The sequence below is a fragment of the Mycoplasmopsis verecunda genome (genome assembly GCF_033546915.1).
GTDB classification, from domain to species: domain Bacteria; phylum Bacillota_I; class Bacilli_A; order Mycoplasmatales; family Metamycoplasmataceae; genus Mycoplasmopsis; species Mycoplasmopsis verecunda.
In genome coordinates this window covers 62,735-75,447 of record NZ_CP137850.1, presented here as the reverse complement: position 1 = coordinate 75,447, position 12,713 = coordinate 62,735, and the positions used below count along the sequence as shown (strand labels likewise).

Annotated in this window: 9 protein-coding genes and 1 rRNA gene; 6 read left to right on the top strand and 4 right to left on the bottom strand. The window is 26.3% G+C overall.

The window, feature by feature from the left end; genetic code table 4:
• Positions 1-244: 244 nt before the first annotated feature.
• Positions 245-460, top strand: a complete 216-nt coding sequence (locus tag SAM46_RS03655; RefSeq protein ID WP_078747300.1) for an IS3 family transposase — start codon at positions 245-247, stop codon at positions 458-460.
• Positions 461-649: 189 nt separating this feature from the next.
• Here the strand turns inward: SAM46_RS03655 and ligA are convergent, their stop codons facing one another.
• Positions 650-2,836, bottom strand: coding sequence for an NAD-dependent DNA ligase LigA (ligA, locus tag SAM46_RS00285; RefSeq protein WP_078747302.1), 2,187 nt, complete (start codon positions 2,834-2,836; stop codon positions 650-652).
• A 137-nt stretch (positions 2,837-2,973) separates the two neighbouring features.
• Here ligA and SAM46_RS00280 point away from each other — a divergent pair, with 137 nt between their 5' ends.
• The 5 genes from SAM46_RS00280 to SAM46_RS00260 all read left to right on the top strand — a co-directional run bounded on the left by SAM46_RS00280 (position 2,974) and on the right by SAM46_RS00260 (position 7,196).
• Positions 2,974-4,251, top strand: a complete 1,278-nt coding sequence (locus SAM46_RS00280) for a DNA cytosine methyltransferase (protein ID WP_078747303.1) — start codon at positions 2,974-2,976, stop codon at positions 4,249-4,251.
• Positions 4,238-5,017 carry a PDDEXK family nuclease gene (locus tag SAM46_RS00275; protein ID WP_143826138.1) on the top strand — a complete coding sequence of 260 codons (780 nt, stop codon included), beginning with the start codon at positions 4,238-4,240 and terminating at the stop codon, positions 5,015-5,017. Before SAM46_RS00280 ends, SAM46_RS00275 begins: the two co-directional genes overlap by 14 nt.
• Positions 5,018-5,130: 113 nt before the next feature.
• Complete coding sequence (locus tag SAM46_RS00270) at positions 5,131-6,279, top strand: trigger factor-related chaperone (protein ID WP_078747306.1); 1,149 nt, start codon at positions 5,131-5,133, stop codon at positions 6,277-6,279.
• Between the two features lie 374 nt (positions 6,280-6,653).
• A 5S ribosomal RNA gene (gene rrf / locus SAM46_RS00265) occupies positions 6,654-6,759 on the top strand.
• 131 nt (positions 6,760-6,890) lie between these two features.
• On the top strand, positions 6,891-7,196 hold the full coding sequence (locus SAM46_RS00260; protein ID WP_078747308.1) for a thioredoxin family protein: 306 nt from the start codon (positions 6,891-6,893) through the stop codon (positions 7,194-7,196).
• Positions 7,197-7,230: 34 nt separating this feature from the next.
• On the opposite strand, the gene SAM46_RS00255 is transcribed toward SAM46_RS00260, so the two are convergent.
• From SAM46_RS00255 to hsdR, 3 genes are read right to left on the bottom strand one after another with little or no spacing between them, the layout of a single operon-like run.
• Positions 7,231-8,736 carry a restriction endonuclease subunit S gene (locus tag SAM46_RS00255; RefSeq protein WP_318635599.1) on the bottom strand — a complete coding sequence of 502 codons (1,506 nt, stop codon included), beginning with the start codon at positions 8,734-8,736 and terminating at the stop codon, positions 7,231-7,233.
• A complete protein-coding gene (locus SAM46_RS00250; RefSeq protein WP_078747243.1) occupies positions 8,736-10,205 on the bottom strand; it encodes a class I SAM-dependent DNA methyltransferase in 1,470 nt (489 codons plus the stop codon). The genes SAM46_RS00255 and SAM46_RS00250 overlap by 1 nt, the downstream gene beginning before the upstream one ends.
• A 14-nt stretch (positions 10,206-10,219) precedes the next feature.
• Complete coding sequence (gene hsdR, locus SAM46_RS00245; protein ID WP_078747242.1) at positions 10,220-12,559, bottom strand: EcoAI/FtnUII family type I restriction enzme subunit R; 2,340 nt, start codon at positions 12,557-12,559, stop codon at positions 10,220-10,222.
• Between the last annotated feature and the right edge of the window lie 154 nt (positions 12,560-12,713).

Genomic DNA, 12,713 nt, shown 5'->3' with positions numbered 1-12,713 from the left:
TTTTTTAGTTCATGGCACAAAGGTTTCGATTTGTCATTTAAGTAAATTAAATGGATATTTTTCTCCCATGATGTGATAAATATACGAGAGAAAAACATTGTTAAAATCATGTTTATTCATCCCATTTCATTTAGCTAAAGAGTAAATAAAAATTAAACCCGTTCAAAATTATTGGACTCTTTAGAGTTCAATTTTTTATTGAGGTGAATATGAAACAATTAACAAAAATAATGTAATTATTTCAATGAGCAGAGTAGGAAATTCTTTAGACAACAGAGAGATAGAATACTTTTTCAGCATTTTTAAATCAGAATTTCTATACAAAATTAACATTAAGGAATTAACTTATGATGAATTTGTTCTTAGAGCAAATTACTTTATAAACTGATATAATAATTCACGAATTCAATCTGTCTTAGATTGAAAAACACCAAGCGATGCTTGATGTCTTAATTTTTAAAATTAGTCCATTTTTTTTCGAACAGGTTTAACAAATAAAACTTTATATATAAATATATTAAAATTATCAATATCATTTTCTGATAAAAACAATATTTTAAACACAATTAAATACTTTTAGCAAATTATCTATTTCATTGCTAATGTTACTGTTGCTTTGCAAAAGCAAAGATATTAATGTGAGATTTTTTTATTTTCATTTTTGCTCTAGAGCTTTTCTATCAATCATTTCAAAGAATTCATCTTCTGAAATTATTTTAGTTCCTAATTCATTGGCTTTTTGTAATTTTGTATCGCCAACATTTTGGCCATAAACAAGATAATTTGTTTTTTTAGTTACAGCTTTATGAACAATACCAGAATTATCTTCTATTATCTTTCACATTTCTTCACGTGAAATTGCCATTTTACCTGTAACCGCAAAACTTAATCCTTTTAATAATTCTGTTTGAGTGTTTTTTTCTTCTTTTATATATTTCAATTCTTGTTCTAATAACTCTAATTGTTTTTTATTATTATCATCACTTAAATATATTTTTAATGATTCAATTATTTCAGGACCAATTGTATTAATTTCTAATAGTGTCTCTAAATTTAAATTAATCAATTCTGTTAAATTATTTATTTCATTAGCAATCAATTTAGCAACTTCAAGACCAATATTTTTAATTCCAAGTCCATATATTACTTTATATAATTCCACATTTCTGCTAATTTCAATGGATTCAAGAATCTTGTCAACTTTTTTACTTTCAAGTAATCCAGTTTCATTTGATTTTGGATTCATTAAAAGAGTTTGAATCATTTCTTCTCTTTTGTTCTTAAGATTAAATATCGAAATAAAATCTGTAATAATACCAGCATCAAATAAAGCTTCAATTATTTTATCTCCAAGAGTCATTATATTTAAAGCTTTTCTGGATACAAAATGGATTAGTTTTTTTACATACTTAGATTGGCATTCTTCATTTTCGCAAAATTGATCTACAATACCTTGGATTTCAACTAATTGCGAATTACATGCTGGACAATATAATACTTTAGGAAATACTCCAAGAGTATTTTTTTGTTTCATATCTATTATTTTAGGAATGATTTCACCTGATTTAATAACAACTACTTGATCGCCAATATTAAGATTTAAATTCTTAATAAAATCATAATTATGTAATGTAGCTTTTTTTACCATTGTTTGATTTAATTCAACAGCATCTTGAAACTCTGCTACATAAGTTATTTTCCCAGTTCTTCCAACAGTTGTTTCAATTTTAGACACTATCGGATAGGCTTCTTCTGTTTTATATTTATAAGCTATAGCATATTTTGGAAATTTAGCTGTTTTTCCTAATAAATCTCAATATTGTAATTGATTTAGTTTAATAACAAATCCATCACAATCATATTGAAATTTATCTTTATAATTTTCAAACTCATTTATTCTATTAATAATATTTGCACTTGCATTTTCCACATATCCATATTCATGTGTTGGAAGTCCTAATTCTTTTATAAAATCAAGTATCTTATTTTGATGGTATATATTATGTTCAAGTGGATTAACAATATCATACATTAAAACTCTTAAATCTCTTTGAATAAGCAGTTTTGAAGATTTCTGTCTTAAGGTCCCTGAAGCCATATTACGGGTATTGGCAAATTGCTGTAATTTAGGCATTGATATTTTTTTGTTTTGATCACTATTTTGTAATTTTTCATAATATTGATTAACTTTAGCTTCATATTCAGCTTCTAATTGAGCATTTGTTTCAATTAATTTATCTTTAGTTACATATATTTCGCCACGGATTTCTATATCTTTTTCATAAGGAATGTTTTTTGGGATACTGCGAATTAATATTGCATTTTTTGTAACATCTTCTCCTACTTTTCCATCGCCTCTAGTTACAGCTCTTATTAATTTTCCATTTTGATAGATTAATGAAATCGATAATCCATCAATTTTTGGTTCTAAATTAAATTCAATATCACTACGGTTAATTTCTGACTTAATATCTGCAACAAATTTTTCAATTTCTTCAAAATTGTAAGCTTTTGCTAATGATAACATTGGTTTTTGATGAGTATATTTTTCAAATTCTATACTAGGGACACCACCTATTTTAGTAGTTGGTGAATCAGGTTGAATTGCATTAGGGTATTTGATTTCTAGTTCTTCTAATTCCCTGAGTAATTGATCATATATATAGTCTTCTACAATCGGATTATCTAAATTGTAATACGCATTATTTAACTCATTTAAGTATTTCGTTAATTCTATAATTCTAGCTTTAGCTAAATCACTTTTAGTTGTTTTTTTAGGTTTATTTGATTCTGTGTCTTTTTGTGAATTCTTCGTTTTTTTATCTTGTTTTTCCATATTAAATTAATTATATATATTATTTAAAATACAGTATTAAAACATACCTAGTTTTTATTTAAATGTTATTTTTACTATCTTAAAATTATGTTAAAAATTTATTTATAATTATTAAAAACAAAAATCGAAAGGGAGCTATGAATAAAAATAAATACAAAACAATTTCTTTATTTTCTGGTGCAGGGGGAATGGATTTAGGTTTTATAAATTCAGGATTTGAAATTGTGTGAGCAAATGATTTTAATTTGGATGCTGTAGAAACATATAAATATAATATTAGTGACCATATTGTCCTTGGAGATATAACGAAAATTCCGAGCGATAAGATTGCAGAGAATATAGATGACATAGATCTTGTTTTAGGTGGCTTCCCTTGTCAAGGTTTTTCAATCGCTAATTCAAAGAGGAACATGAGTGATTCAAGAAATTTCTTATATTTGGAAATGCTTCGAGTTATCAAGGATAAACAACCGAAGTTTTTTGTTGCCGAAAATGTTAAAGGGCTCACTAATATTTGTTCTGGTAATGTATTTAAAATGATAATATCGGATTTTGAAAAACTAGGTTATAAAGTTGATTGGAAATTGTTGAATGCTGCTGATTATGGTGTGCCACAACAACGTGAAAGAGTAATTATCATTGGAAATAGACTAGGATTGAAAAATCCTTTCCCAGAGCAAACACATGCAGATCTATATCCTGGCGAAAATAATTATGATATCTTAGATGCAAAATACACAAATTCTAATCTGTTACCATATACAACAGTTGAAGAAACTATCGGATTTCTTAAGGATATTCCAATAGCAAATCATTATATTGATCAGGTTGTAAAATTAGATAATCGTACTACAATTCACAATCATATAGCTAATACAAGTGTAAAAGACAAATTCATGGGAAGAAAGCATGAAATAAATCAGGCAGATATATGCGATTACTTGAGATATTGACGCGATAAATCTGGATGAAAAACTTCTGAAGTTGATAAGCATTTTGGGTATAAACACACTGCAGGACATTGATTCAGAAAAGATAATAACTCTGGTTCTATACCTAAACCATCAGATTGATGAGAATTAAAGAAAATTTTTGGCTTTGATAATAAATACGATAAGCAAGTTACTGAATTTGTTGAAAAACCTATTCGTTTTGAACAGTCCTTAAGAATAACTAATTGAAACAGACCAAGTGACACAATAACAGCAACAAGTCCAGAAATACATATTAATAAAGAACGCAGATTATCAGCTAGAGAATGTGCTTTAATTCAAACATTCCCTTTAGATTTTATTTTCAAGGGTAATTTATCTTCTCAATATAGACAAATAGGTAATGCGGTTCCCGTTATTTTAGCTCAAAAAGTGGCTGGCGGAATAAAAGAAATATTGGATGAATACTATGATAAAAAGTAACGATAAAGACTTATTAATAGAAATAGAAAAACTAGAACTAAGATATTTAAATAAATATTATTATTTCCTAAAATTTGTACAAGATGAAATGTTTATAGGATTTAAAACAAAAGAAAAGATACGAGACGATTGATTTGGATTATATGGTTCAGAAGACGGAAAAGGAATTAGCGACTTTGCAGTAGGTGCAGAAAGAATTGTTTATTCACTTATGAATAGCAAGGCTATTGGACAGCCTAATTCAGCACCTGTTGGTTCTGATATGTTTTTTGAAGTAGAAGACGCTTTTATTCATATCGATATGAAAACTGTACAAACACATAATTTAAACGATTTTCGTTCAAGTATATTTATAGGTAAGAATCAAAATTCTTATAAAGGTTTTATAAATATAAAGAATGGATTTGAAAAACGAGAATATGTACCAGCTTTACCTACATTTTATAATAAAGGGAAAAACGAAGAAAAAATTTGCTTATCATATTTCCTAACAATACTATATGATAGAGATAATTTGGATATTTTAGTAATCACATTAATCAGTATGCCCAACGGAGAATTAGAATCATACTATAAAGAAAGAGTTTTATGTCCAGGAAAAAACCCAGATAAAGCTAGACTTAATCTTGCTAATGTGAATAAGTTTGAGCTTTTAGAAGGTGAACCATCAAGAATTAAAGTTATTTATTTTAATGAAAAAATGGATAATAAACTTAAGTTACAATTAGCTCTTTATTATAATATTTACAAAAATCAAATTAATTAATTTGCACTCAAACGAGTGTAATATTTTTTTAAGCAAGTAGCCTTGGTATTTGCTAAATATAGCTATATTTTATTTTTAATAATATATAATTATTAAATACGAAAAGAGGAAATATGAAATTCGAAACAAAACACATAGAATTACCAAAAGAAGATTGACTAAAAGCACAAAACGATGCTTTACAATTCCTAGAAAGAAATAAACAACAAGGGCAAAAAATCGAACAAAAACTTATTATTGAAACAGCATTTAATAATCTAGTTGAGTTTTACAGAAATAGAGAAATGTCTGTAAATAATAATACACAAGAAGACAAAATTTATTTCTTACCGATTGTTTCAAATGAAAAATACAATATTGATGAAGTAAGCTTTGATTTTAAAACATATTATCAAGATAATTTAAAAAACTTTGAAATTGACATTAATCCAAATATTAAATTTGAAATTCCTTCTGATTTTGAATCAAGTGTTAAATTATTTACTGAAAACTTTATGAAAAGTTATAGATTTAGAATACCAAGCAGTAAAGATGCAGTTGAAAGTGGAGATAATGTAGAATTTAGAATATGACCAGTTGGCGATGAAACAAAAGCTGAAAAATTTACAGCTATTGCAAATATTTCAGCAGAAAATCCTATCGAAAAAATTCTTGTAGGTATGAAACCGCACGAGACAAGAAGTGTAGAAGCTTATGGTATGAAATATGAATTGGAATTAATATTAATTTTTTCATTCCAAGAGATGCCCATTAACGAGCTAAATGTTCATTTATTAAATATACCTACAATTAAAACTCTTAAAGATGTAGAATCACATATTCATGATGTAACATTAGAACAAACTGTAAATGATTCTTTATTCTCTTATGGAGAAAAAGTTATGACTTCAATATTAGAAAAGAATAAAGGCAAATTTCAATTACCAGATGATTTAATTCAAAATGATTTGAAAGCATTTGAATTTTCTCCTGAATTCAAGGGGGATAAAGTACAATTAGTTTCTTCAACTATTGAAAATTACTTCTGAACAATTCTTGTTATGAAACAATACAATTTTGGAATTAACCAAGAAGATATTGATTCAGAATATCAAAAATTATCAAATATCTTACCGCAAGAAGAAATGCAAAAACTTACTGGTCAAAGACTTTCAAATATTGTTCTATTTAAGAAACTTGCTATTAGATATTTAGAAAAATATCAAACTGAAGACTTCAACAAATATGAAAAATATTTCAAAAGTTATCTAACAAACGAATAGAAATATATTTATTTAAAGACAATGATTGCTTATAAAGCTATAAAGCGTCATTGTTTTTTTATCAAGTTTAAATAAAATCTTTTTTTTTGAAATTAACACATTATATGAGAATGTGATGGTGTAACTAAAGTTTTATATCCAAAAAATATTTCCGAATATAAAAATAGTCTTCAACACGATTATGAGGTATCTTTGTTATTGGTAATACCTTCAGTTAATGGTATTACTTAATTTATTAATACTTTCTTTTATTAATTCGCTTTTGTCAAAATACATTACAATTTATTTATTAATTTATTAAAAATGGATTACCAATAATTTTTAAAAAATATTTAAAAATTATTTGGTGAATATTTAATTGGTGTTATAATATTTCCAGTGGTTATAGCAAAGGGGATCACCTGATTCCATTCCGAACTCAGTAGTTAAGCCCTTTAGCGCCGACGATAGCAGAGATGTGAAAATAGGGAGCCGCTGTTTTTTTATGCCTTTTTTATATACTTTAAAACTAAAAAGTTAATTTTTTGATAAAAAATCAACAAAAAATAAACTTTTTTAAAAAATAGATATATAATATATATGAAATTAATGTATATATAAAGGGGGAAATTATGTTATACGAATCAGATAAAGAACAATTCGAAACAGCTTTAAGCAAAAAACCAGAATTATTACTAGAAGTTTTTTATGCTTCATGATGTGGACCATGTAGAATGTACAAAGGTTCTCTAGATGAACTTGTTGAAAAACACAATGTAGATGTTTACAGAATCAACATCGATGACAACAGAGCATACGCAACAGAAGCAATGGTTGCTTCTATTCCATACACTCGTGTTTACAGAGATGGAAAACTTGTTTCTACATTTTTAGGTTACAAACCATACGGTGAATTAAAAGAAATTCTAGGATTATAATTCAAAAAATAAGCAAGCTTAATACTTGCTTATTTTATTTTAACTTTTCGATAAGTGGTATTAACTCATTTAATTTATCCACTATTCTTTGTTGTTCTTCAAGTGGCGGAAGGGGAAGTAGAAGTTTAGATATACTTTTAAGAGGAATTGTTTTATTTCCTACACCTACTGTATATAATTTGCCTTGCAACCTTAAAAAAGGTGATGATAATACTAAATTAATGTATTTGTTGCTAATTAACTCTTTATTTAGTTTTATTAATGCTAAACTAACGAATAATCCATATTTTTCATTATTATGAACAATAGTTGAAACACCTATAGTTCCACATTTTCCATAAAGAATATCACCCTTTTTAGGTATCTTTTGCTCTGTAAATAGTGAATTAAATTCATTTTCTGAAATATATTTGCTGAATTTGTCATCGAGAATACCATCATTAATATTCTTGACTGAAATGAATTTAACTCCTTCTTTAATATAATTAGGTTTTTGATGAACACCATCAGTTATTGAATTAGCAACAGTTTCTAATCTCACCCAAGTTCAACATTTAGGTATCTCATAAGGTATTTGATCAGTAATATCAGTTATCTTACCACTTACTTCCTCATATCATTTATTATCTTGTTTATAAATATGGTAATTATTTTTAGAAGCTTTAATTTCTTTTTTATCAATTAATTCTTGTTTTTGTTTTGCTATTTGTTCTAATAAAACATTAACATCTGTATCAGTATCTAACTGATTAGTTAGTTTTCCGCTAGTAGCATAATTAAGAATTGATTTTTTAAGATGAGTTGATATTAAATCATCTAAACCTTTTAATTCATTATATAACTGTGAATATTTATCAACTAAAGGAAGAAGTTTTTCTAGTTTAGATACTATTCTTTGTTGTTCTTCAAGTGGTGGAAGGGGGAATAGTAATTTATTTAATAAACTCCAGTGTCTAGAATAACCACGATCTTTTATCTTGTTTGCAAAAAGAGTTAATGCATAAAATAAAAACTTTGAATTCACAAATGATCTTACTATTTTTAAACCATCACCTACTACAATATAGTCGAAATCTATATACTTGATATTTCTAGTATGGTCACCAAAAATAATAACTGGATGTTGTTTTTGTAAACATTCATCATTATCGAGATATCCATCAATTAATTTATTTCCTTGAGAAACACAAGGATATTTACCTTGGTTTTTTAGACCTGAATTTTTGGTTTTTACAAATGGTAGAGTTTTAGATATTGTTGACAATCTCACCCAAGTTCAACATTTAGGTATCTCATAAGGTATTTGATCAGTAATATCAGTTATCTTACCACTTACTTCCTCATATCATTTATTATCTTGTTTATAAATATGGTAATTATTTTTAGAAGCTTTAATTTCTTTTTTATCAATTAATTCTTGTTTTTGTTTTGCTATTTGTTCTAATAAAACATTAACATCTGTATCAGTATCTAACTGATTAGTTAACTTCCCGCAAGTAGCATAATTAAGAATTGATTTTTTAAGTTGATCAGGTGTCATTATTTAACCTCTAAATCAATTTCTAAAATATTTGATATTTCATTTAATACTTGATTAATTTCTTCATTAATTTCATTTCTTTGATTTAAATATTGATTAATTAATTCATTAGGTAAAAGAATTTCTTCTTCAATATGTGGAACACCACATTGGTCCAAATTATAATCAAGTTCTTTTAGCTCTTTAGTGCTAAATTTTTTAGCTTTATAATTTCCATCATCATCTAAGATATTATGTTTACTTTGTAATCACTCATGAACTTCTTTAAAGTGTCTTAATTCAATTGGTTTAGTTTTAGAAAAATGCTTGTAACCTTTTGGCATATCCATTCTATAAAATCACACTTCACCTTTTGATGGTGTATTATCAAAGAATAAGATATTAGTTGCTATTGATGTATATGGAGCAAAAACTGAACCTGGTAAACGAATAATGGTATGAAGGTTAAATTCGCTTAATAACTTTTTCTTTAAATTTGTTTTTGCATTATCCGCTCCAAATAAAAAACCATCAGGTAAAATAACAGCTGCTCTACCATTTTTCTTAAGCCGATGCATAATTAGACCAATAAATAAATCAGCTGTTTCACTTCCTCTTATTTCGCTAGGAAAATTAATTTGAATTTCTTTTCTTTCACTTCCTCCATAAGGTGGATTCATTAAAATTACATCAAATTTTTCATCAGATGTATATTCTCTTACATTTCTTTCTAATGAATTCCCATGGATTATATTTGGAGTATCAACATCATGCAATAATAAATTAGTTATAGCTAATAAATGTGGAAAAGGTTTTTTCTCAACACCATAAAAATTCTTTAGATATTCTCTATCTGATGCTTTAGAAACTTTCTTATCTAAGTATTTTATACTTGAAGTTAAAAATCCACCAGTACCACAAGCAAAATCAGCTATTTTTTCATTTAATTTCGGATCAATGACTTCTACAATAAAATCAGTTAATGCTCTTGGTGTATAAAATTCACCAGCATTACCTGCTCCTTGTATATCTTTAAGAATTGATTCATAAATATCACCAAATGTATGACGATCATTTTTTGTATCTAATTCTAATTCATCAATAATGTCAATTGCTCTTCTTAGTGCAACTCCATCTTTCATATAGTTATTTGCATCAGCAAAAACATCCACTACAATTCTTTTCTTAATCGCATCTTCTTCTTTGATTTCTAAATTTTTTAATGTAGGAAATAATTTATTGTTAACAAAATCTATTAAATTATCTCCTGTCATATCACTTTTAGCTCAATTTCTTCATCTATATTGTTCTGGAATTATTGACTTATAATCGCTTTCTAAAATCTCTCAAGTATTTTCTTCTTTCGCATCATAAACTTTAAGAAATAACATTCAAACTATTTGCTCAATTCTTTGTGCATCACCACTGATACCAGCATCAGTTCGCATAGTGTTTTGCATTTTTTTTACAAAATTCGAGTTGCTACTCATATTATCACCACCTTTTAAAGAATTAATTTCAACATATTATTAATTAATTCATTATATTTATCTCTACCACCAATAATATTTATTATTTTTTTCATACCACCATAATTAGATAATGGCTCTAATTCAAGTGTTTGTAACGAAATTAAGTCATTTATTCCATTAGCTTGATACTTATCTAATAACAATGAAACAATTTCTTTTTGAATATCATTTAAATCATTATATACAGAAGATGATTTAATAATTCTTACATTACTACTTAATGTAGTTGGTATTTTATTGTATGCTATTATTCTTAACACATCAAAGTCTTCAATATTGTCCTTAATATTTTTATAATCTCTTAATACATCAATTTTAATCTCATTATCTTTCAAAATTTGAGGTACAAAATTTGATTTTTCGATTATATCTAATGATAAAAAAGCTTCATTAAAATCATTTATAGTTGGAAACTGCTTTAATATTTTTTCTTGAGCTATTTCTACAAATTTATCACTAGTTAAGTTAAAATCTTCACCTAATTTTAAAATGTTTTTATTTATTACTGAAACTTTTTCCCCAGTAACTACATTTTTGATTCTTGGAATATTTCTAAATGCAGAAGCAGTTTTTAACATTTCACTTATTTGCTCAGGTTTTCCCTTATAAATTACATTTGGTAAAGCAAAGAAATCATCATTTTTAAGCATATCAGTTGATTTACCAAAATCCATAATGACAAAATGTGTTTTATCTTTAAATTGTTGTCTATCCTCTTCTTTATAAATACGAACTCTGGTTCCTCTACCAATAATTTGTTTTAATTTAATATCAGATTTAATTTGCGTATCTAAAACAATAAATTTAACTGTTTGTGTATCCACACCAGTTGTTAAAAGCTCAGCCGTTGTTGCGATTACAGGATATTTAGAATAAGGACTACAAAAGTTTTCAAGTTGAGCTTTGCCTTCATCATCATTAGCAGTAATTCTTACTATATAACTTTTACCCAATGATGTAGCTTTTGACATTTCTTCTTGATTTAATTTAATTAATTCATTTTTTATATCAAGAGCATGTTCATCATTTTTGCAAAATACTATTGTTTTTGCATACGGATCTGTAGATTGTAAATATTTTGTTATTTCTCTTGCTACTGTTTTGTTTCTTTCTTTATATTTATATGAACGATTAATTTCTGATTCAGTTGGAGCTTTTAAGATTAAAATACCATTATCATCTTTCATACCTACTGTTTGTGCCGCATTTTCTACATCATCCATATCAATTTGAAATATGGTATATGTAGCTAAATAACCATCATCAATTCCTTCTTTTAATGAATATACATAAACTGGTTCACCGAAATACATAGCATTAGAAACATCATCACTTTCTTTAGGTGTTGCTGTTAATCCTATGTGAGTGGCAGTGTTAAAATAATCTAATATTTTTCTTCACTCTGAATTTTCGTTTGAAGATCCTCTATGACATTCATCAATGATTATGTAATCAAAGAAATCTGGTTTGTAATTTAATAAAGGGTTCTTTTCTGAAGTAGGAGCTAATTGATGATAAAGTGAAACATATATTTCAGCCGCTTTATCATATTTATTATTTTTGTCAGCACCAATTCTGATTATTTTATTATTAAAAGATGAAAATTCATTACAAGTTTGTGAAGCTAATGCCTCTCTATCGCATAAAAATAATATTTTTGAATTTGGTTTATTTTTATTTAATGCTTCTATTATTTTTTTAGCTACAAAAGTTTTTCCAGTACCTGTTGCCATAACAAGTAAAATACGTTTTTGTTTATTGGCAATAGCGTTTAGCACTTTATTAATTGCTATTTTTTGATAATATCTAGGTTTTTTACCATTATTTTCAATTCTTCCCTTGTAATTTATAAATTCAAGGTTTTCAGCTTTTATATCTTTTCTATATTTAAGAAACATTTCAGTTAATTCGTCTTGAGATGGAAAATCTTTTAATTCGAATTCTCTTTCACTATATTTTGTTCCATCAAAAATTATTTCATAAAATGTTCGACCATTAGTCGAATAGCAAATTGGAACATCAAGTTTTTTAGCATACTCTTTTGCTTGTGCTATGCCTTCTCCTACATGGAATTTATATGCTTTTGCTTCTATAACAGCAATTATTTGTCCTTGTTTAGATTTTAAAACATAGTCTGCTTTTTTAGAATTAACTCTTATAGGTTCATTATCTGTGGTTTGAATTCTTCCTAATGATATAGGATATTCCATTTGTATATATTCTTTTCATCCACGAGTTGGAGACTCTAAAATAGGATTAATAAATTTTCTTTTTGTGTCTTCTTCTGATAATGATAAATATTCTGGTTTCATATAGCCTCACTAATATTAATTAAATTTTACTTTATTTATTTTTATTTAAATAAAAATAAACAGCACCCATATTTCAAGACTATTACAATAATAAGATTATTCATAATTCTAAATCATCTTTAATCATTAACAAAGTGATAAAGAAAAAAGCAAC